Origin of the sequence: Streptomyces bottropensis ATCC 25435 (genome assembly GCF_000383595.1) — a bacterium.
Taxonomy (GTDB): Bacteria; Actinomycetota; Actinomycetes; order Streptomycetales; family Streptomycetaceae; genus Streptomyces; species Streptomyces bottropensis.
This window is the reverse complement of record NZ_KB911581.1, coordinates 1,395,805-1,416,090: the sequence shown is the minus strand read 5'-3', so window position 1 is coordinate 1,416,090 and position 20,286 is coordinate 1,395,805. Positions and strand designations below refer to the sequence as shown.

General features: G+C 70.4%; 18 protein-coding genes. 10 read left to right on the top strand and 8 right to left on the bottom strand.

The features are described 5' to 3' along the window. Positions 1-218: 218 nt before the first annotated feature. Complete coding sequence (gene ychF, locus STRBO_RS0106415; protein WP_005480688.1) at positions 219-1,307, bottom strand: redox-regulated ATPase YchF; 1,089 nt, start codon at positions 1,305-1,307, stop codon at positions 219-221. A gap of 415 nt (positions 1,308-1,722) precedes the next feature. Between ychF and STRBO_RS39930 the strand changes: the two genes are divergently transcribed. After that, entirely contained in the window at positions 1,723-2,289 is a 567-nt protein-coding gene (locus STRBO_RS39930) for a DUF6542 domain-containing protein (RefSeq protein ID WP_020113947.1), read from the top strand. 50 nt (positions 2,290-2,339) lie between these two features. Here the strand turns inward: STRBO_RS39930 and ppgK are convergent, their stop codons facing one another. Then, positions 2,340-3,086, bottom strand: coding sequence for a polyphosphate--glucose phosphotransferase (ppgK, locus tag STRBO_RS0106405; RefSeq protein ID WP_005480691.1), 747 nt, complete (start codon positions 3,084-3,086; stop codon positions 2,340-2,342). 141 nt (positions 3,087-3,227) lie between these two features. Continuing rightward, a complete protein-coding gene (locus STRBO_RS0106400) occupies positions 3,228-4,238 on the bottom strand; it encodes a 4-hydroxy-3-methylbut-2-enyl diphosphate reductase (protein WP_005480693.1) in 1,011 nt (336 codons plus the stop codon). A 339-nt stretch (positions 4,239-4,577) separates the two neighbouring features. Here STRBO_RS0106400 and xseA point away from each other — a divergent pair, with 339 nt between their 5' ends. From xseA to STRBO_RS0106385, 3 genes are all read left to right on the top strand, one after another. Then, positions 4,578-5,864, top strand: a complete 1,287-nt coding sequence (gene xseA / locus STRBO_RS0106395) for an exodeoxyribonuclease VII large subunit (protein ID WP_005480697.1) — start codon at positions 4,578-4,580, stop codon at positions 5,862-5,864. Between the two features lie 10 nt (positions 5,865-5,874). Next, positions 5,875-6,159 (top strand): exodeoxyribonuclease VII small subunit, encoded by a 285-nt coding sequence (locus STRBO_RS0106390; RefSeq protein WP_020113945.1) that lies wholly within the window; start codon positions 5,875-5,877, stop codon positions 6,157-6,159. A 139-nt stretch (positions 6,160-6,298) separates the two neighbouring features. Beyond that, the gene (locus STRBO_RS0106385) at positions 6,299-6,889 is read left to right on the top strand and encodes a malonic semialdehyde reductase (protein WP_020113944.1); all 591 of its coding nucleotides are present in this window, start codon (positions 6,299-6,301) and stop codon (positions 6,887-6,889) included. Between the two features lie 123 nt (positions 6,890-7,012). Here the strand turns inward: STRBO_RS0106385 and STRBO_RS0106380 are convergent, their stop codons facing one another. Further along, the gene (locus STRBO_RS0106380) at positions 7,013-7,531 is read right to left on the bottom strand and encodes a DUF4245 domain-containing protein (RefSeq protein WP_028796503.1); all 519 of its coding nucleotides are present in this window, start codon (positions 7,529-7,531) and stop codon (positions 7,013-7,015) included. Positions 7,532-7,656: 125 nt separating this feature from the next. On the opposite strand from STRBO_RS0106380, the gene glpX reads away from it, so the two are divergent. Continuing rightward, a complete protein-coding gene (gene glpX, locus STRBO_RS0106375; RefSeq protein ID WP_005480703.1) occupies positions 7,657-8,691 on the top strand; it encodes a class II fructose-bisphosphatase in 1,035 nt (344 codons plus the stop codon). 90 nt (positions 8,692-8,781) lie between these two features. Here glpX and STRBO_RS39925 read toward each other — a convergent pair whose 3' ends face one another. Together STRBO_RS39925 and STRBO_RS0106365 are read right to left on the bottom strand one after the other, a co-directional pair. After that, entirely contained in the window at positions 8,782-9,159 is a 378-nt protein-coding gene (locus STRBO_RS39925; RefSeq protein ID WP_028796502.1) for a WhiB family transcriptional regulator, read from the bottom strand. 173 nt (positions 9,160-9,332) lie between these two features. After that, positions 9,333-10,058: a DUF1707 SHOCT-like domain-containing protein gene (locus STRBO_RS0106365; protein ID WP_005480707.1), complete on the bottom strand. Its 726-nt coding sequence runs from the start codon at positions 10,056-10,058 to the stop codon at positions 9,333-9,335. Positions 10,059-10,254: 196 nt separating this feature from the next. Between STRBO_RS0106365 and STRBO_RS0106360 the strand changes: the two genes are divergently transcribed. After that, entirely contained in the window at positions 10,255-11,922 is a 1,668-nt protein-coding gene (locus STRBO_RS0106360; protein ID WP_020113941.1) for a fumarate hydratase, read from the top strand. Positions 11,923-12,148: 226 nt separating this feature from the next. Here the strand turns inward: STRBO_RS0106360 and STRBO_RS0106355 are convergent, their stop codons facing one another. Then, a complete protein-coding gene (locus STRBO_RS0106355; protein ID WP_028796501.1) occupies positions 12,149-12,877 on the bottom strand; it encodes a hypothetical protein in 729 nt (242 codons plus the stop codon). Here STRBO_RS0106355 and STRBO_RS0106350 point away from each other — a divergent pair. The 4 genes from STRBO_RS0106350 (at position 12,861) to STRBO_RS0106335 (ending at position 17,704) form a co-directional block, all read left to right on the top strand. Then, complete coding sequence (locus tag STRBO_RS0106350; RefSeq protein WP_020113940.1) at positions 12,861-13,058, top strand: hypothetical protein; 198 nt, start codon at positions 12,861-12,863, stop codon at positions 13,056-13,058. The genes STRBO_RS0106355 and STRBO_RS0106350 overlap by 17 nt on opposite strands. Beyond that, positions 13,051-14,436 (top strand): class II fumarate hydratase, encoded by a 1,386-nt coding sequence (locus STRBO_RS0106345; RefSeq protein ID WP_005480713.1) that lies wholly within the window; start codon positions 13,051-13,053, stop codon positions 14,434-14,436. Before STRBO_RS0106350 ends, STRBO_RS0106345 begins: the two co-directional genes overlap by 8 nt. Before the next feature lie 114 nt (positions 14,437-14,550). Next, the gene (gene fomD, locus STRBO_RS0106340) at positions 14,551-15,243 is read left to right on the top strand and encodes a cytidylyl-2-hydroxypropylphosphonate hydrolase (RefSeq protein ID WP_005480715.1); all 693 of its coding nucleotides are present in this window, start codon (positions 14,551-14,553) and stop codon (positions 15,241-15,243) included. Between the two features lie 343 nt (positions 15,244-15,586). Continuing rightward, the gene (locus tag STRBO_RS0106335) at positions 15,587-17,704 is read left to right on the top strand and encodes an ATP-binding SpoIIE family protein phosphatase (protein ID WP_202499704.1); all 2,118 of its coding nucleotides are present in this window, start codon (positions 15,587-15,589) and stop codon (positions 17,702-17,704) included. Between the two features lie 130 nt (positions 17,705-17,834). Here STRBO_RS0106335 and STRBO_RS0106330 read toward each other — a convergent pair whose 3' ends face one another. After that, positions 17,835-20,219: a transglycosylase domain-containing protein gene (locus STRBO_RS0106330; protein ID WP_028796499.1), complete on the bottom strand. Its 2,385-nt coding sequence runs from the start codon at positions 20,217-20,219 to the stop codon at positions 17,835-17,837. Positions 20,220-20,286 lie beyond the last annotated feature (67 nt).

Genomic DNA, 20,286 nt, shown 5'->3' with positions numbered 1-20,286 from the left:
CCCGCCCCTCTCCGGCCCTCCCCGCATCCTGCCACCGCCCGCACCGGGCCTCGACGGGCGTTCGCGGCCCACGTCATGAGGGAGACGCCGGCCGATCCGGCGTCAGAACATCCAGCGCCCCTCCGGCACGGTGACCACGAAGGGGCCGGCCCCGGGAGGAGACGACCCCTTCTGACCTGCACGCTCGACGAATCTCTGGACGCACAGCGACAGCACGACTACACGTTGAAGCGGAACTCCACCACGTCCCCGTCCTGCATCACGTACTCCTTGCCCTCCATGCGGGCCTTGCCCTTGGCGCGGGCCTCCGCGACGGAGCCTGTTGCGACGAGGTCGGCGAAGGAGATGACCTCGGCCTTGATGAAGCCCTTCTGGAAGTCGGTGTGGATCACGCCGGCCGCCTCGGGGGCCGTGGCGCCCTTCTTGATGGTCCAGGCGCGGGATTCCTTGGGGCCGGCCGTGAGGTAGGTCTGCAGGCCCAGGGTGTCGAAGCCGACCCGGGCGAGGGTGGCCAGGCCCGGCTCCTCGGCGCCGACCGACTCCAGCAGCTCCATCGCGTCCGCCTCGTCCAGCTCGGCGAGGTCCTGCTCCAGCTTGGCGTTGAGGAAGATCGCCTCGGCGGGGGCCACCAGCGCGCGCTGCTCGTTCTTGAAGTCCTCGTCGGTCAGCTCGTCCTCGTCGACGTTGAAGACGTAGAGGAACGGCTTGGTGGTGAGCAGGTGCAGGTCGTGAAGGAGTTCCTCGTTGCCGGAGCCCTGCACGATGCCCTGGGAGAAGAGGGTGTCGCCCTTCTCCAGGATCTCCTTGGCGGCCTCGACGGCGGCGACCTTCGGGACGATGTCCTTCTTGATGCGCGACTCCTTCTGGAGACGCGGCAGAACCTTCTCGATGGTCTGCAGGTCGGCGAGGATCAGCTCGGTGTTGATCGTCTCGATGTCGTCCTTCGGCGAGACCTTGCCGTCGACGTGCACGACGTTCTCGTCCTGGAAGGCACGGATGACCTGGCAGATCGCGTCCGACTCGCGGATGTTCGCGAGGAACTTGTTGCCGAGGCCCTCACCCTCGCTGGCGCCGCGCACGATGCCCGCGATGTCGACGAAGTCGACGGTCGCCGGGAGGACGCGCTGCGAGCTGAAGATCTCGGCCAGCTTGGTCAGGCGCTCGTCCGGGACGCCCACCACGCCGACGTTCGGCTCGATCGTGGCGAACGGGTAGTTGGCCGCCAGCACGTCGTTCTTGGTCAGGGCGTTGAACAGGGTCGACTTGCCGACGTTGGGCAGACCGACGATTCCGATCGTGAGCGACACGTTTGCGACTTCCCGTATGTAGGAGGGCCAGGCGGCCGGGGGGCTGGAGCGGCAGGGCCTGAGGCCAGTCCGGCGGATCGTGCCCCAGCGGCCGGAGGACCGGCCGATCCCCCAGTTTACGGCGTGCCGACACTCGGTCCGGCGAACTGTCGAACGCTTGGCCAAGGTCCGCTCGACGGCGTGTCTCTGAACCCATTCGGCACATTAACCGACCTAAGTTGGACGAGTGGAGCAGCAACAGAGGACGCATCCCCCTCGGACCGGGCCGCCGCGCGGCACACCGCCTCTTCCCCCGCAGGCCGGCAGAGGGGGCCGGGCACCCGGCGCGAGCGTGCCGCCTCGTGCTCCGGTCGCGCGCGGGCCCGTACCCCCGCCGGTCCGAGCCGTGCGGAGCGTCGCGCGGGCCGTGCGCCGGATGCCGAATCCACGCCTCACCGACCTGGGCTGCGGGTTGTTCTGCGGGGCGGCGATGTTCGTGCTCGCCTGCCTCGACCGGCTGCTGTTCGGCGCGTCCCCGGCCGTCTACGGGGTGCTGTTCCTGCTGGTCAGCGCGTTGACTGCGGTGTGGGTGCGGCGCGGCGACCTGGCGAGCGCCCCCGTCGTCGTCCCGATCGCCTTCGCGGCCGGACTGCCGCTGCTGGCCGAGGGGGAGGGCGGCCTCGGCGGGCATCTCATGGCTCTTGTCACCGCCCTCGCCATGCAGGCGGGCTGGTTGTACGGCGGCACGCTCGTCGCCGGTGTCATCGTGACCGTGCGCAAGCTCCGGCTGATGGCCCACCGGGCTGCCGAGCGGGAGCGGTACGTCCGGGAGGGCCGGGCGCGGGTCGGGGGGCAGGGCAGGCAGCGCCGGGTCCCGGAAGCGGATGTTCCGGGGCGGGCGGCCCGTGTCCGGCCCCGGACCCCGGACGGCCACCGGCCGGGCGGGCCGCGTACCCCGAGGCCCCCGGCCCAGCCGCGCGACACCGTCCCCCGGGGGCGCTAGGGGGCGTTGCGGGCTCCCGCCCGCGCCCCGCCCCGGTGCGCCGCCCGCTCCTAGCCGGCCTTCGCCGCCCGCATCGCCGCGCCCACGATGCCCGCGTTGTTCTGCAGCTGGGCCGGGACGATCTCCGCCCTGATCCCCTCAAGCAGGTGCAGGAACTTCGCCGACTTGCGGCTGACGCCGCCGCCGATGATGAACAGCTCGGGCGAGAAGAGCATCTCGACGTGGGCAAGGTACTTGGTGACGCGCCTGGCCCAGTGCTCATAGGTCAGGTCGTGGTCTTCCTTGGCCTTGGTGGAGGCGCGGGTCTCGGCGTCGTGGCCGTCCAGCTCCAGGTGGCCCAGCTCCGTGTTGGGGACGAGGACGCCGTCGGAGAAGACGGCGCTGCCGATGCCCGTGCCGAAGGTGAGCAGGATGACCGTGCCCTGACGGTCGCGCCCGGCTCCGAACTGCATCTCGGCGACGCCCGCCGCGTCCGCGTCGTTCACCACGGTCACCGGCAGGCCGCCGATGCGCTCGCTCAGCAGGGCGCGCGCGTCGACGTCGATCCAGCTCTTGTCGACGTTGGCCGCCGTACGGATCGTGGCGCCGCCCGTGACCACGCCGGGGAAGGTGATGCCGACCGGGCCGGTCCACCCGAAGTGGTCGACGACCTCCTTGACCCCGTCGGCCACCGAGTCGGGCGTCGCCGGGTGCGGCGTCAGCACCTTGTGTCGCTCGTCCGCCAGGTCGCCCAGGTCCAGGTCCACGGGTGCGCCCTTGATCCCGGAACCACCGATGTCCACGCCGAAGATGTGCATGGCCCTACGTTACGTCGTACGACTGACAGTCACGCCGGCGAGGTGCCCGGCCGCCGCCGGGCGCCCGGATTCTCACGCCGTGGGACGCGTACGGCCCCGGAACCTTCACGTTCCGGGGCCGTACGGCGGATGCGGGGAGGGTCAGGCGCCCTGTCCGGTGCGCTCGGCGACCAGGGAGGCGGCCTCCTCGCGCAGGTCGCGGCGGAGTTCCTTGGGCAGGGAGAAGGTGATCGACTCCTCGGCGGCCTTGACCAGTTCGACATCTCCGTAACCGCGCTGGGAGAGCCATTCGAGGACCTCCTCGACGAGGACCTCCGGCACGGAGGCGCCCGAGGTGACGCCGACGGTCTCCACGCCCTCCAGCCAGGCCTCGTCGATCTCGCTCGCGAAGTCCACGAGGTAGGCCTCGCGCGAGCCGGCGAGCTTGGCGACCTCGACGAGCCGGACCGAGTTGGAGGAGTTGCGGGAGCCGACCACGATGACCAGTTCCGCCTCGGCGCCCATCTGCTTCACGGCGAGCTGGCGGTTCTGCGTGGCGTAGCAGATGTCGTCGCTGGGCGGCGAGACGAGCAGCGGGAACTTCTGCTTGAGCGCGCCGACCGTCTCCATCGTCTCGTCGACGGAGAGGGTGGTCTGGGAGAGCCAGACGATCTTCGACGGGTCGCGGACCTCGACCTTGGCGACGTCCTCGGGGCCGTCGACGAGCTGGATGTGGTCCGGCGCCTCGCCCGAGGTGCCGATGACCTCCTCGTGCCCCTCGTGCCCGATCAGGAGGATGTCGAAGTCGTCCTGGGCGTACCGGATGGCTTCCTTGTGGACCTTGGTGACCAGCGGGCAGGTCGCGTCGATGGTGGCGAGCTTGCCGCGGGCGGCCTCGTCGTGGACGGTCGGGGCGACGCCGTGCGCCGAGAACATGACGATGTTCCCCTCGGGGACCTCCTCCGTCTGCTCGACGAAGATGGCGCCCTTCCGCTCCAGCGTCTGCACGACGTATTTGTTGTGGACGATCTCGTGGCGGACGTAGATCGGGGCCCCGTACTGCTCCAGGGCCTTCTCGACGGCGATCACCGCGCGGTCGACACCCGCGCAGTAGCCGCGCGGGGCGGCGAGGAGGACACGGCGGCGGCCAGGCGAAGCGGTCATGCCTTCCATCGTAGGGGGTTCCCCGGCGGGTGCTCCGCCAGGGAAGCGGGGGGAGGGGCGGGGGGTTCGTTCGTTTGAGGTGCTGGTCCGGTGGGGCTTCTCGCGCAGTTCCCCGCGCCCCTGAGAAGCAGGGGCTGCGCCCCGCGCTTTTCAGGCCCGCGGCGCCGTGGCCTTCCAGGGACGCAGGGCCCGACTTCTTTCAGGCCCGCGGGGGCCTGGGCTTTCAGGGGCGCGGGGAACTGCGCGAGCGACCACGACGGACCCGCACCCGAAAACGCACCGCACCACCGCACCACACCCCCGAACTCGCGACAGGGCCCTGTCCGTACCCCCCGCTACCCTCGGCGCATGGCACTCAACACGTCCGCCGAATCCCCCCTCCCCGTCGGCGAGGTCTCCCGCCTCATCGGCGGCTGGATCGACCGGCTCGGCGCGGTGTGGGTCGAGGGGCAGATCACCCAGCTGTCGCGGCGTCCGGGCGCGGGCGTCGTGTTCCTCACGCTGCGGGACCCGTCGCACGACATCTCCGTGGGCGTGACCTGCTACCGGCAGGTGTTCGACGCGGTGGCCGACGTGGTCAGCGAGGGCGCCCGGGTCGTCGTCCTCGCGAAACCGGAGTGGTACGCGCCGCGCGGCCAGCTGTCGCTGCGGGCCACGGAGATAAAGCCGGTCGGAGTCGGTGAACTGCTGGCCCGGCTGGAACAGTTGAAGAAGTCGCTGGCCGCGGAGGGGCTGTTCGCGCCGGAGCGGAAGAAGGCGCTGCCCTTCCTGCCGCAGCTGATCGGGCTGGTGTGCGGCCGGGCCTCGGCGGCCGAGCGGGACGTGCTGGAGAACGCCCGGCACCGCTGGCCGGCCGTCCGCTTCGAGGTGCGCAACGTCGCCGTGCAGGGGGTGCACGCGGTGCCCCAGGTCGTGCAGGCGGTGAAGGAGCTGGACGCGATGGCCGACGTGGACGTCATCGTCGTGGCGCGCGGCGGAGGCAGCGTCGAGGACCTGCTGCCGTTCTCCGACGAACAGCTCGTCCGGGCCGTCGCGTCCTGTCGTACGCCGGTCGTGTCGGCGATCGGGCACGAGCCGGACACCCCGCTGCTGGACTACGTGGCGGACCTGCGCGCGTCCACGCCGACCGACGCGGCCAAGAAGGTCGTGCCGGACGTGGGCGAGGAGTACGAGCGGGTGCGGTGGCTGCGCGACCGGGCGCGCCGGTGCGTGGAGGCGTTCGTGGAGCGCGAGGAGCGGGGGCTCGCGCATGCCCTCGCGCGCCCCTCGATGGAGGATCCGCACCGCATGATCGACGAGCGCGCCGACCACGTGGGCTCGCTGCTGGACCGGGGCCGCCGCTGCCTGGGGCACCATCTGGACCGCGCGGTCTCGGAGTTGACGCACACGCACGCGCGCGTGGTGGCCCTCTCCCCCGCGGCGACGCTCCAGCGGGGGTACGCGGTGCTGCAGAAGTCCGACGGCCATGTGGTCCGCGCGCCGGACGAGGTCGAAGCCGGGGAGCCGCTGCGGGCACGGGTGGCCGAGGGCGAGTTCGCCGTCCGGGCCGACGGCGCGGGGACCGGGGACTCCCCGGGGGCGCTCGGCGCACCCGGGACTGTCGGCGCACCCGGGACTGTCGGAGGGGACGCATAAGGTGGGCCGCATGACCAGCAACGTGAGCGAGGCCGACGGGACGACCGAGGCGGCCGGGGCCTCCGAGACCGACCGCGCCCTGGGGTACGAGCAGGCGCGGGACGAGCTGATCGACGTCGTGCGTCGCCTGGAGGCGGGCGGTACGACGTTGGAGGAGTCCCTCGCCCTCTGGGAGCGCGGCGAGGAGCTGGCCAAGGTCTGCCGCCGCTGGCTGGACGGGGCGCGGGCGCGGCTGGACGCGGCACTGGCGGAGGACGACGAGGGCGACGCGGAGGCGGCGGGCCGGGGCAGGTGACTCCGGCGGCCCGTCGCGAGGGGGCCCCGAACACCGAGGCGCTGTGAAGCAGATCACCACGATCAGGCTTTGGTTGAACTTTGAACTTCCTTCGCGTACGGTCGAGGACGTACACCTCCTCTCGCACGAAAGTTGCCTCATGTCCCTCGTTCTTGACCCCGCCGCCCAGGACCTGCTGTTCCGCGAGGCCCACACCGCGAACACGTTCACCGACGAGCCGGTGACCGAGGAGCAGGTGCAGGCGATCTACGACCTGGTCAAGTACGGCCCGACCGCGTTCAACCAGACCCCGCTGCGCATCGTCCTGGTCCGCTCCGCCGAGGCCCGTGAGCGTCTGGTGCCGCACATGGCCGAGGGCAACCAGGCCAAGACCGCCACCGCTCCCCTGGTCGCGATCCTCGCCGCGGACAACGAGTTCCACGAGGAGCTGCCGGCCCTGTTCCCGGCGTTCCCGCAGGCCAAGGACCTCTTCTTCGCCGAGCGCGCCGCCCGTGAGTCCGCCGCCGGCATGAACGCCGCCCTGCAGGCCGCCTACTTCATCATCGGCGTCCGCGCCGCCGGCCTGGCCGCGGGCCCGATGACCGGCTTCGACTTCGCCGGGGTCCAGAAGGAGTTCCTGGACGACGACCACACCCCGCTGATGGTGGTCAACATCGGCCGTCCCGGCGAGGGCGCGTCCTACCCGCGCTCCCCGCGGCTCGACTTCGACCACGTCGTCACCACGGTCTGAGTCCCACCGCCGCGACGCACCACCCGCAGCGACGCACCACCCGCAGTCGCACACCACGAAGGGCCCCGGCGTTCTCGCCGGGGCCCTTCGTCACGTTCGCGGCGGGTTCACCACCCGCGCCCGTCACCCGGTCCTGAGCGCCTCGGCCATCTTCGTCAGCCGGTCGAACGACGCGGAGCCCGTGACCACGGTCGTGGAGCCCTCGCCGCTCAGGACGAGGGCGTCGTAGCGGTCGCCCTCGTAGCGGGTCCAGGTCTCGTCGCCGATCTCCTGCGTCGTACCGGTCTTCCGCGCGTCCTGGGTGGCGTCCGCGACGAACCGGGACGGCTTCTCCGCGGACTGCTCGACCGCCACGTACTGGCCGTCGGGGTCGTGGAAGCCGAGGTGCCAGTGGTCCGACTCGTCGCCCCGGAAGCGGACGGAGGTCGCCTTCCAGGTCTTGGGCAGCCCCTCGGGCGCGACCACCGGGTAGGAGGCCGCGCGACGCGCCGTCAGCAGTTCGACGCGGTAGTCGACGCGCTTCGGCTCCTGCTCGGTCTCGTCGTGCGGGATGAAGAGATAGATGACCCATGCCGCCAGCACAATGATCCCCAGGGAGAGGACCATGTCGCGAACGGTCTGCTTGCCTTTCGTACCTGCCACGTCCTCATCGTCGCAGGTGCACCGGCCCGCTCATCCGTGGGGGCCCCTGCTCATTTAGTCGGACTGACGATAGAGTCGGGCGGAACCCTCATCCGGCCGTCGTCGTATCAGAAAGGTGCGCTCCGATGACCGAGAATCATCAGCTGCCGTCCGAACTGGAAGTGCCCTCCGAGGCCCCCGACCGCAACCTCGCCCTGGAACTCGTCCGGGTGACCGAGGCCGCCGCGATGGCTGCGGGCCGCTGGGTCGGGCGCGGCGACAAGAACGGGGCGGACGGCGCCGCCGTGCGCGCCATGCGGACCCTCGTCTCCACCGTGTCCATGAACGGCGTCGTCGTGATCGGGGAGGGCGAGAAGGACGAGGCCCCGATGCTCTTCAACGGCGAGCGCGTCGGTGACGGCACCGGCCCGGAGTGCGACATCGCCGTCGACCCGATCGACGGCACGACGCTCACGGCCAAGGGCATGACCAACGCGATCGCCGTGCTCGCGGCCGCCGACCGGGGCACGATGTTCGACCCCTCGGCCGTCTTCTACATGGACAAGCTGGTCACCGGGCCCGAGGCGGCCGACTTCGTCGACATCGACGCGCCGATCTCCGTGAACATCCGTCGCGTGGCCAAGGCCAAGCGGTCCGCGCCGGACGACGTGACCGTGGTCATCCTCGACCGGCCCCGGCACGAAGGGATCATCAAGGAGATCCGCGAGGCCGGAGCACGGATCAAGCTGATCTCCGACGGGGATGTCGCCGGCTCGATCCTGGCGCTGCGGGAGGGCACCGGTGTCGATCTGCTGCTCGGGGTCGGCGGCACGCCCGAGGGCATCATCTCGGCCTGCGCGGTGAAGTGCCTCGGCGGCACCATCCAGGGCAAGCTGTGGCCGAAGGACGACGCGGAGCGGCAGCGGGCGATCGACGCGGGCCACGACCTCGACCGGGTCCTGACGACCGACGACCTGGTGTCCGGGGAGAACGTGTTCTTCGTGGCGACCGGCATCACGGACGGGGAGCTGCTGCGGGGTGTGCGCTACCGCTCGGAGACCGCGACGACCGACTCGATCGTGATGCGGTCGAAGTCGGGAACGGTGCGACGGATCGATTCGACGCACCGGCTGAGCAAGCTGCGGGCCTACAGCTCGATCGACTTCGAGAAGGCCAAGTAGCTCCGCCGGTCGCGCCCACGCGGCGCGGCCGTACATGGCGAGGGCGCCCTCTTGTGCGGAGAGGGCGCCCTCGCCATGTCCGAACCGGCGTCAACCGGCCGCGGCTATCGCCCCGTTCGTGCGTGCCGCCTTGTTCAGTTCCAGGTCGCGGCGGCGCCTGCGGGCCAGGACGACCCGGCGTTCGGCCGCTGTCAGGCCGCCCCAGACTCCGTAGGGCTCTGGTTGCAGGAGTGCGTGTTCCCGGCACTCGACCATGACGGGGCAGCGGGCACAGACGCGCTTGGCGGCTTCCTCGCGGGAGAGCCGGGACGCGGTGGGCTCCTTGGAGGGGGCGAAGAACAGCCCGGCCTCGTCGCGCCGGCACACGGCCTCCGTGTGCCACGGGGCGTCCTGATCCCGGTCTCGCACTGGCACCCGCTGGGGCGGAACAGCAGCGACCTGCAGAGACGAATGCGGCGGATGCAGCACGGTCTACTCCTGACGACGGCTTCGCGAGCGAGAGACGATGCAGCAAGGCCTACCCGCTGTGCGCGGGCCTATGCACTGAGTCCCGATCCGCTGGAATTCGCCGCCCGCACCGCGCGAGCACAACCGGACCGGACCCCTCGGGTCATGTCCGGACGTGGTCGAATTCACACCCGTCAACGGTCCTGGTGTTTGCGCAAATGATCGTCCACCTTGCGGGCGACATGGTCGGAGACCCGGCCGAGGAGGTCGGCGATGACCTTCCCCCGCTTCGGCCTCGCCTCGATGTTCCCGAGGACGGCGAGGCCGTCCACATAGACCACCGGGGCGTCGGTCTCGCCCGAATCGAGCGCGTGCACCTCGAAGTTGCCGAGGATGCCGCCGCCGCTGCCGCGCAGCGAGACGTTCTCCGGGACGCGGACCTCGACGCTGCCGAAGACCGAGATGGCTTTGATCATCACCTGCCGGTGCTCGAATATCGCCTCGCTGAGGTCTATCTCGACGCTGCCGAATATCGCGTACGCGTGGATGCGCCGGCCCGCCCGGAAGCGGCCCTTGCGCATCGAGGCACTGAAGACGGCCATCAGACGGTCGTCGGGGTCGAGCGGGATGGCGCCGGGCGTCGGACGGTTGGGCACGGAGGAGACCGGCGGCACATACGCCGGTGCCGCCCTGCGGGCCGCCTGACCGGCCGGCAGGTCCCGCACGAAGACGTCCAGCTCACCCACCGTCCTGGCGGCGAGCACGCCCTCGACCCGCTCCGAGTGCTCCTCGGCGGTGAGGCGGCCCTCGGCGAGGGCGTCGCGCAGGAGGTCGGCGATCCGGTCGCGGTCGGCGTCGGAGGCGCGCAGCTCGGCAGACGGCAACGGCGGTTCCTGGGTGGGGCGCTTCTGAAGGTCCACGACAGCAGATTACCCACTCGCGATAGATCGCGACCAGGGTTGTGGACAACTCCGGGCCGGCGAACTGAGCCTTACCTCACAAGCCCGGCCTCAGCGCCAGGTTCTACGCTGGTGAGCGCTGCCGATGGAGGCCAGCCGCGCCGTCTTGTCGAGCGCCGAGAGCCGAGTGCCGAGTGCCGAGTGAGGAATGGGCGACATGCCTGAGTTCGAGTACACCGATCTGCTCCCCATGGGAGAGGACACCACCCCGTACCGGCTGGTGACCTCCGAGGGTGTCTCCACCTTCGAGGCCGACGGGCGCACGTTCCTCAAGGTGGAGCCGGAGGCGCTGCGCAAGCTGGCCGCCGAGGCCATCCACGACATCCAGCACTATCTGCGGCCGGCGCACCTCGCGCAGCTCCGCCGGATCATCGACGACCCCGAGGCGTCGGGCAACGACAAGTTCGTCGCCCTGGACCTGCTGAAGAACGCGAACATCGCGGCCGCGGGCGTCCTTCCCATGTGCCAGGACACCGGTACGGCGATCGTCATGGGCAAGCGCGGGCAGAACGTGCTCACCGAGGGCGGGGACGAGAAGGCCCTGTCCCAGGGCATCTACGACGCCTATCTGAACCTGAACCTGCGCTACTCGCAGATGGCTCCGCTCACCATGTGGGAGGAGAAGAACACCGGGTCGAACCTGCCGGCGCAGATCGAGCTGTACGCCACGGACGGCGGCGCCTACAAGTTCCTGTTCATGGCCAAGGGCGGCGGGTCGGCCAACAAGTCGTTCCTGTACCAGGAGACGAAGGCCGTCCTGAACGAGGCCTCCATGATGAAGTTCCTGGAGCAGAAGATCCGTTCGCTGGGCACGGCCGCGTGCCCGCCGTACCACCTCGCGATCGTGGTCGGCGGTACGAGCGCCGAGTACGCGCTGAAGACCGCGAAGTACGCCTCCGCGCACTACCTGGACGAGATCCCGGCCGAGGGCTCGCCGCTCGGGCACGGCTTCCGGGACAAGGAGCTGGAGGAGAAGGTCTTCGAGCTGACGCAGAAGATCGGGATCGGCGCGCAGTTCGGCGGCAAGTACTTCTGCCACGACGTGCGGGTCGTCCGGCTGCCGCGGCACGGCGCCTCGTGCCCCGTCGCGATCGCCGTGTCCTGCTCGGCCGACCGGCAGGCCGTCGCGAAGATCACCGCCGAGGGTGTCTTCCTGGAGCAGCTGGAGACGGACCCGGCGCGGTTCCTGCCGGAGACCACGGACGAGCACCTGGACGAGTCGTCGGACGTCGTGCGGATCGACCTCAACCAGCCGATGGACGACATCCTCGCCGAGCTGACCAAGTACCCGGTGAAGACGCGGCTGTCGCTCTCCGGACCGCTGGTGGTGGCGCGGGACATCGCGCACGCCAAGATCAAGGAACGCCTCGACGCCGGCGAGGGGATGCCGCAGTACCTGAAGGACCACCCGGTGTACTACGCCGGCCCCGCGAAGACCCCGGAGGGCTACGCGTCCGGTTCCTTCGGCCCGACCACGGCCGGCCGCATGGACTCCTACGTCGAGCAGTTCCAGGCGGCGGGCGGCTCCAAGGTGATGCTGGCCAAGGGCAACCGCAGCAAGCAGGTCACGGACGCGTGCGACACGCACGGCGGCTTCTACCTCGGCTCCATCGGCGGTCCCGCCGCCCGTCTCGCCCAGGACTGCATCAAGAAGGTCGAGGTCGTCGAGTACGAGGAGCTCGGCATGGAGGCCGTCTGGAAGATCGAGGTCGAGGACTTCCCGGCGTTCGTCGTCGTCGACGACAAGGGCAACGACTTCTTCCAGGACCCGGCACCGGCGCCGACGTTCACGACCATTCCGGTGCGGGGGCCGGGGCTGGCGTAGCGGATGCGGGAGGGTGGGGGCGCTTTTCCTCGCCCCCGCCGCCCCCCCATCCGTCCCCTCCCAGGGGCGCCGCCTCTTCGACCCCGCCGGGGGTGCCGCCCCCCGCACCCCCATTCGGCCCTGAACGGGCCCGTCCTCAAGCGCCGGACGGGCTGGAGGGTCCCTCTGGGCTCCTCCCCGGACGCCGGACGGGCCGGGGCGGCGGTGCGCGGGCCTCGTCGAACGGTTACGCCAGCTTCTTCACCTGCGCGTCCACGACCTCCGCCGGGAACTCGAAGTCCTTGCCGGACGCGGCCGAGGCCAGGTTCAGGGCGGTGACGTAGCCGACGGTGCCGCCCTCGCGGAAGACGACGACCTTCATGGGGATCTTCGTGCCCTCGGCCTCGCTGAGGTAGGTGAGGGCGATCGCCTCGTCGGCCCCCTCGGGCGCGGGGTCCGTGGTGACCTCGGTGACCTGCTGGGAGGTGCCGTCGGCCGTGACCTCGAAGCCGTCCGCGCAGTTCTTGGCCGAGGCGGCGAGGGACTTCATCACCTTCTGGGCGGCCGAGCCGTCGTAGGAGGTCAGGCGGAGCAGGGTGCGGGTGGCGTCGAGGCCCGAGACGTCACCGCTCTTGGCGGCCTCGGCGGGGTCGATCTTCTTCTGCGTCTCGCGCTGCACGATCGCGGCCGGCTCGTCGACCACGGAGCCGAGCATGGCGTACGCGACGGGCGCGCACGCGTCGGTGCCCGGCTCGATGTCCTTCCGGTCCACCGAGCCGGTGGGCTCGGTGACCTTGTGGCCCTTCACGTCCCCGTCCTTCAGGACCACCTTCTCCAGGTCCGCGGCGGAGAGGGCCTTGCCGCCCGAGTCGCCCTCTCCCCCGCTCCCGCCGGAGTCCGAGCACGCGGCGAGCAGGGTCAGGGACAGGGCGGCGACACCGGCCACGCAGGACCGGCGTATGACAGCGCTTCTCAATGCACGTTCCTTCTTCGACACTTCATTCGATATCTCATTCGACATCAGGTTCGACGATCGGCTCACCGCGGTGACCGTACTGCACGTCACCGACATCGGCGTGCGGAATTTCGCGCTCACCCTCACGGGGTACGGCCGGGAACACAGGGCCCGGTCCGGACGCTGTACCGGGCATGAGTGACTACCGCGTCGAACACGACTCCATGGGTGAGGTCCGCGTGCCGGCGGACGCCAAGTGGCGGGCCCAGACACAGCGGGCGGTCGAGAACTTCCCGATCTCGGGGCAGCACATCGAGCGCGCCCACATCGAGGCCCTGGCCCGGATCAAGGGCGCCGCCGCGGCGGTCAACGCCGAACTGGGCGTGCTCGACAAGGACATCGCCGAGGCCGTCCGCGACGCGGCGGAGGAGGTCGCCGAGGGCCGCTGGGACGCGCACTTCCCGGTGGACGTGTTCCAGACCGGTTCCGGCACCTCGTCGAACATGAACACCAACGAGGTCATCGCCACACTGGCGAGCGAGCGGCTCGGCCGGGACGTGCACCCGAACGACCATGTGAACGCCTCGCAGTCGTCCAACGACGTCTTCCCCTCCTCGATCCACATCGCCGCCACCGCCGCCGTCACCCGGGATCTGATCCCGGCCCTGGAGCATCTGGCCGCCGCTCTGGAGCGCAAGTCGGCGGAATTCTCCGACGTGGTGAAGTCCGGTCGTACACACCTCATGGACGCGACACCGGTGACTCTCGGCCAGGAGTTCGGCGGGTACGCGGCCCAGGTGCGGTACGGCGTCGAGCGGCTCACGGCCTCGCTCCCCCGGCTCGCCGAACTCCCGCTGGGCGGCACGGCCGTGGGGACCGGCATCAACACGCCCCCCGGCTTCTCCGCCGCCGTCATCGCGGAGGTCGCGCGGGTCACCGGGCTGCCGCTCACCGAGGCGCGGGACCACTTCGAGGCGCAGGGGGCGCGGGACGGGCTCGTCGAGACGTCCGGACAGCTCCGTACGATCGCCGTGTCCCTCACCAAGATCGCCAATGATCTGCGGTGGATGGCGTCGGGGCCGAGGACCGGTCTCGCGGAGATCTCCCTGCCGGACCTCCAGCCCGGGTCCTCGATCATGCCCGGCAAGGTCAACCCGGTGATCCCGGAGGCCGTGCTCATGGTCGCCGCGCAGGTCACGGGCAACGACGTCACGGTCACCACGGCGGGCGCGTCCGGCAACTTCGAGCTGAACGTCATGCTGCCCGTCATCGCCAAGAACGTCCTGGAGTCCGTCCGGCTGCTGGCCAACGTCTCGCGGCTGCTCGCCGACCGGACGGTGGACGGGATCGTCGCCCACCGGGAACGGGCCCGCGAGTACGCGGAGTCCTCGCCGTCGGTGGTCACCCCGCTCAACAAGTACATCGGGTACGAGGAGGCCGCGAAGGTCGCCAAGAAGGCGCTGGCCGAGCGGCGGACCATCCGGGAGGTCGTCCTGCGGAGCGGGTACGTGGAGCGCGGCGACCTCACCCTCGAACAGCTCGACGAGGCGCTGGATGTCCTGCGGATGACACGGCCGTGACCGTACGGCGAGTTCCGGCCGTCGTGGGTGTCGCGCGGGTAACCGATTCCCGCCGAGGCGTGAACCGTGAGCGGTACCGCAGCGTCATATGCGCATGACACCTAATATCTGCGCATGGGAGACGACGGAGTGGTGAGACGAGTGGAAGCGGGCGGGTCGGCGGCGTTCTGGGAGCCGGGGAGCCAGATCCTGTGGCGTTACCGGGAGAACGGTGGCGAACGCTTCCATATCGCGCGCCCCGTCACGGTCGTACACGACGACGCCGAGTTGCTGGCCGTGTGGCTGGCGCCGGGCACCGAGTGTGTACGGCCCGTGCTGGCCGACGGCACCTCGCTGAACTCCGAGCCGCTCGCGTCGCGTTACAAGAAGCCGCGCGGCGTGCGGCACGGCCGCTGGTCCGGCACCGGGGTGCTGAAGCTCGCGCGGCCGGGCGAGCCGTGGTCGGTGTGGCTTTTCTGGGAGCAGGGTTGGCGTTTCAAGAACTGGTACGTCAACCTGGAGGCACCAATGGCCCGTTGGGGCGGCGGTGTGGACTCCGAGGACCACTTCCTGGACATCTGCGTCTACCCTGACCGGTCCTGGACCTGGCTCGACGAGGACGAGTTCGCGCAGGCCCAGCAGGACGGCCTGATGGACGCGTCGGCGGCCGAGCGGGTGCGGGAGGCGGGCCGGTCCGCGGTGGAGGCGATCCGCGCGTGGGGCCCGCCGTTCGCGGACGGCTGGCAGCACTGGCGCCCGAATCCGGCATGGGGAGTACCGTCTCTCCCGGACGACTGGGACCGTACGCCCGCGCACTTGTCCTCATGAGACCCTTGATGCGCCCCGGGTCCGCAACCGTAGGATCGTCCTCCGCAAGAGTTCACAGGGGCAACTCCCGCAGTTCGGGCAGGGCTTGACCGTACGTCACCGAGGGGCGGCAAGACGTGATCAAGGGGTACGAGGGTTACACCGGGACGAGCCGGAGACGGCAAGGCGGACGGGCTGTACTGTCGTTCGCCGTGCCCGCCGGTACCGTGTGTGGCACAGGAACTGCCTCTGACCACGCGGGAATTCCGTTCCCAGGACACGTAATCCGGGTATCGGCCTTTCTGCGGGACGAAGTATCGGGTTTGCGGGACGCACTGCGCACACAACGCGCAGTCCCGGACGGATGGATTCGACACGCGTGACGGAGCACCCCACCTCCCATGAGCGCCCTCAGGGCGGCGCCGGCCCCACGGATGCCCGCGGGGCGCTCCTGCGTACGCAGGAGTCGATGCGCACCACGCCCGCCGCGGCTTTACCCGCTCAGGCACGCATGGGTGACGCGTCGGCCGAGCCCGGCACCGCGACGCCCTGCGCGAAGGGCGGACAGGCCCCCTCGGAGCACGCCCAGCCGGCGGTCTCCGAGCACTCCCAGCCCGCGACCGCCGAACCCGACCCCCCGCACCGCCCGCGCCCCGCGCCGGAGACGATCCCGGCGCAGCCCGACGGTGAGCCGGAACGGTCCGGCGGGAGCGTCGGCGCTCTGGAGCGGCGCAGCGGGCAGGGAGTGGCGCCGGGCGCCCCCATGCCCATGCGGCGCGACGGCGACCGGCTGCGGTTCGTCGGCGCCGCGACCCGGCGGATCGCACGGGGCATAGACCTGGACGAGATCGTGATGGGTCTGTGCCGGGCCACCGTGCCGACGTTCTCGGACGCGATCCTCGTGTATCTGCGCGAGCCGCTGCCGGTCGGGGACGAGCGGCCGACCGGGCCCATGGTGCTGCGCCTGCGCCGCACGGACCGGATCCCCGAGGAGCGGGACACCGAGGGCGGGTTCATGCCGTCCGCGCTCCAGCCGGAGCAGCCGGTGGATCTGGCGGTCGTCACGGCCGAGCAGTGCGAGGTACGGCCCGGCGGGGCGCTCGCCGAGGTGCTGCGGGGGGTGCGTCCGGTCTTCGCGGACGCGCCGGCCGCGCACGACGCGCTGCCCGAACTGCTGGGCCCGGACGCGGAGCTGACGGTGCCGACCGGCCAGCGGGCGATCCTCGCCCCGCTGCGCGGCCGGCGGCGGGTGATCGGCGCGGCGGTCTTCCTGCGCCGTCCGGAGCGGATGGCGTTCGAGCAGGACGACCTGCTGGTCGCCGCCCAGCTCGCCACGCACAGCGCGCTCGGCATCGACAAGGCCGTGCTGTACGGCCGCGAGGCGTACATCGCCGACGAGCTGCAGCGCACGATGCTCCCGGAGGCGCTGCCGCGCTGCACCGGCGTACGGCTCGCGCACCGGTATCTGCCGGCCGCCGAGACGGCGCGGGTCGGCGGTGACTGGTACGACGCGATTCCCCTGCCGGGGAGCCGGGTCGCGCTGGTCGTGGGTGACGTGATGGGTCATTCGATGACCTCTGCCGCGATCATGGGCCAGCTGCGGACCACCGCGCAGACGCTGGCCGGGCTGGATCTGCCGCCGCAGGAGGTGCTGCACCACCTCGACGAGCAGGCCCAGCGGCTCGGTACGGATCGCATGGCGACCTGTCTGTACGCCGTGTACGACCCGGTCTCGCACAGGATCACCATCGCCAACGCGGGGCATCCGCCGCCGGTGCTGCTGCATCTGGGCGGGCGTGCCGAGGTGTTGCGGGTGCCGCCGGGTGCGCCGATCGGTGTGGGCGGCGTGGACTTCGAGGCGGTGGAGCTGGACGCGCCGGCCGGTGGCACGCTGCTGCTGTACACCGACGGGCTCGTGGAGTCCCGGCTCCGGGACGTGTGGACCGGTATAGAGCAGTTGCGGGAGAAGCTGGCCGCGACCGCGCAGCTGACCGGGCCGGACCATCCGCCGCCGTTGGAAGCGCTGTGCGACGAGGTGCTCGACATGCTCGGTCCGGGTGACCGGGACGGCGACATCGCGCTGCTCGCCGCGCGGTTCGATGGGATCGCTCCCAGCGATGTCGCGTACTGGTTCCTGGAGCCGGAGGAGATGGCTCCGGGGCGCGCGCGCCGGCTGGCCCGGCACGCGTTGTCCCGTTGGGGCCTGGAGGAGTTGACCGACTCGGTCGAGCTGTTGATCAGCGAGGTCGTGACGAACGCGGTGCGGTACGCGACGCGGCCGGTCACCCTGCGGTTGCTGCGCACCGACGTGCTGCGGTGCGAGGTGACCGACGACGTGCCGCAGCTGCCCCGGTTGCGGCAGGCCCGGGCGACGGACGAGGGGGGCCGTGGGCTCTACCTGGTCAATCGGCTGGCGAAGCGGTGGGGGGCCACGCGGCTGAGTGCGGGGAAGGTCGTGTGGTTCGAGCTGAACCACGCGTGAGCGCTCCACGGCCGCGCAGGCCGCGGCCCCGCGCCCCGCGCCTCTTGAAGGCACACACGAGCCTCGTGAGGGCACACACGAAAGGGCGCCCGGTGATTTTCACCGGGCGCCCTTTCGCCTGTCATGTGCGCTAGTCGTCCACCTGTGGATCCTTGGGATCCGGCGGGAACTCGATGCCGCCGTCGTCGGACGGGGTCTCCTCCGGCGTCGTCGACGGCGTCTCCTCCGGGGTCGTCTCCGGGGTCGTCTCCGGGGTCTCCTCCGGGGTCGTAGGAGGCTCGGACGTCGAAGGCTCGCTGGAGGGCGTCTCGGACGGGGTCTCGCTCGGGGTCTGCGAGGGGGTCGGCGAAGCGGTGGGCGCGACCGCGGCACCTTGCTTGGTGTCCAGGTCGAACTTGGCGGGCTTGCCCATGACACCGAAGGTGTACGTGGCCCAGATCTGGGCGGGGAAGCCACCGCCGTTGACCCGGGGGACGCCGACGGCGTTGTACATCGAGACGTGCTTGCCGTTCTTGCTCATGTCCTCGCCGAAGAGGCCGACGGAGGTCACGAGGTTCGGGGTGTAGCCGGTGAACCAGGCGGAGCGGTTCTCGTCGGAGGTACCCGTCTTGCCGGCGACCTGCTGGCCGTTGCGGGACGGGTTGTCGCGGACGGAGGTCTTGGCCGTGCCGTCGTCGACCACGCCGGTGAGGACCGAGGTGACCGTGTCGGCGGCCTGCTTGCTGATGACCTGGTCGCCGATCGGACTGGGGAATTCGACCTCGCCGTCCCGGTGCGTGGCCGAGGCGATGATGGTCGGGGTGACCTTCTTGCCGTGGTTGTCGAGCGTGGCGTAGATGCCGGCCATCTCCAGGGGGCTGGCGCCCATGGAACCCAGGGTCTGGGCGGGGACCGCCTCCATGCCCTCGGTGTCCATGCCGAGCTTCCCGGCGACCTCCATGACCTTCTCCATGCCCACGTCGACGCCCATCTGCGCGAAGACGGAGTTGATGGACTTGTTCATGGCGGTCTGGACGGTGACGTCGCCGTAGTCGACGTTGTCCTCGTTCGGCGGGTTGAAGCCGACCGCGGTGCCGTCGTCCATCACCTTGTGCCTGCTGTCACCGTCGTAGACCGTGCTGGCGGTGATCGGGTCGCCGTCCTGCGTCTCGGCGTCCTCGTCGACGGCCGCGGCGAGGATGACCGGCTTGAAGGTGGAGGCGGGCTGGTAGTCCCGGCGCATGGCGTTGTTCGTGAAGTGCTTCACGTAGTCGACGCCGCCGTACATGGCGACGACCTTGCCCGTCTTCGGGTCGACCGAGACGGCGCCGGCCTGGATGTACTTGTCGACCTTGCGCTTCTTCGGGTCGAGCTTGCTGGTGAGGCGCTGCTTGACGGCCTTCTCCAGCGCGGCCTGCTTCTTGGCGTTGATGTTCAGCGTGACGGTCCAGCCACCCGCCTCGATCTTCGTCTTGGCGTCCTCGAAGTCCTCCACCGTGCCGTCGGCCACGAGCTGCCTGGCCAGCTGGTTGTTGGCGGCCTCGACGAGGTAGCCGTTCTGGCCCGCCATGTCGGGGGCTGCCTGGGGCGGCTTCGGCTTGGGGAGCTTCATGCCCTTGCGCTCCGAGGCGGTCAACTTGGTCAGGTCCCGCATCTCGACCATGTTGTCCAGCACGTAGTTCCAGCGGTTCGTGACCAGCTTCCGACCCGTGGGGGTGGCGGTGGCCAGGTCGTACTGGCTGGGGGCCTGGAGCAGCGCGGCGAGGTAGGCGCCCTCTTCGACGTCGAGGTCCTTGGCGTCCTTGCGGTAGTACGCCTGGGCGGCGGCCTGGATGCCCCAGGCGCCCCGGCCGTAGTAGCTGGTGTTGATGTAGCCCGCGAGGATGTAGTCCTTGGACTCGTCACGCTCCAGCTTCAGCGAGATGACCAGCTCGTTGAGCTTACGGGTCACCGTCTGGTCGGACGTCAGGTAGTAGTTCTTGACGTACTGCTGGGTGATCGTGGAGCCACCCTGCTTGCCCTTGCCGGAGAGGGTGTTGATCACACCACGCGCCATGCCCTTGAAGTCGACGCCGGGGTCGTCGTAGAAAGTCTTGTTCTCGGCTGCGACGAAGGCCAGCTGGACCTGCCTGGGAATGTCCTTGAGTTCGACGATCTCGCGGTTGGTGTTGCCGGTGCGGGCGAAGACCTTGCCGTTGGAACCGGAGAACTTGTAGACGTTGCTCTCCTGGGTCGCCTGCGGGTTCCCCTTCGGAATGTCGATCGACATGTAGAGCACGACGAAGGCACCCATGCCGAGCAGGCAGACGCCGAAGAACGTGCCGAGGATCTTCTTCCAGGTGAAGAGGCGGCGCAGGAAGCTCTTCTGCTGCTTCTTCTTGCCGCCGCCCTTGGCCGCCGCTCTGGCGGCCGCCCGGCCGCCGCCCTCGGGCGGGGCTATGACGGCCGTCGCCCCCGCTTCGCTCCCGGACGAGCGCTGGGGCGCCGCGCGGCGACCGCCGCGCTGCCGCGCTCGTCTTTCTTCCGCTCGTCCCATGGCTCCGGTCCGCTCCGACTTCTTCTCGGTCTCATACGTCACTCAGGTGTTGTCAGCTCAGCAAGCT

Coding starts and splice junctions, on each gene's coding strand:
- STRBO_RS39930 (WP_020113947.1), top strand. CDS start 1,723: ATGCCGAATCCACGCCTCACCGACCTGGGCTGCGGGTTGTTCTGCGGG.
- ppgK (WP_005480691.1), bottom strand. CDS start 3,086: ATGCACATCTTCGGCGTGGACATCGGTGGTTCCGGGATCAAGGGCGCA.
- STRBO_RS0106400 (WP_005480693.1), bottom strand. CDS start 4,238: ATGGAAGGCATGACCGCTTCGCCTGGCCGCCGCCGTGTCCTCCTCGCC.
- xseA (WP_005480697.1), top strand. CDS start 4,578: ATGGCACTCAACACGTCCGCCGAATCCCCCCTCCCCGTCGGCGAGGTC.
- STRBO_RS0106390 (WP_020113945.1), top strand. CDS start 5,875: ATGACCAGCAACGTGAGCGAGGCCGACGGGACGACCGAGGCGGCCGGG.
- STRBO_RS0106385 (WP_020113944.1), top strand. CDS start 6,299: ATGTCCCTCGTTCTTGACCCCGCCGCCCAGGACCTGCTGTTCCGCGAG.
- glpX (WP_005480703.1), top strand. CDS start 7,657: ATGACCGAGAATCATCAGCTGCCGTCCGAACTGGAAGTGCCCTCCGAG.
- STRBO_RS0106360 (WP_020113941.1), top strand. CDS start 10,255: ATGCCTGAGTTCGAGTACACCGATCTGCTCCCCATGGGAGAGGACACC.
- STRBO_RS0106350 (WP_020113940.1), top strand. CDS start 12,861: ATGACAGCGCTTCTCAATGCACGTTCCTTCTTCGACACTTCATTCGAT.
- STRBO_RS0106345 (WP_005480713.1), top strand. CDS start 13,051: ATGAGTGACTACCGCGTCGAACACGACTCCATGGGTGAGGTCCGCGTG.
- fomD (WP_005480715.1), top strand. CDS start 14,551: ATGGGAGACGACGGAGTGGTGAGACGAGTGGAAGCGGGCGGGTCGGCG.
- STRBO_RS0106335 (WP_202499704.1), top strand. CDS start 15,587: ATGGATTCGACACGCGTGACGGAGCACCCCACCTCCCATGAGCGCCCT.
- STRBO_RS0106330 (WP_028796499.1), bottom strand. CDS start 20,219: ATGGGACGAGCGGAAGAAAGACGAGCGCGGCAGCGCGGCGGTCGCCGC.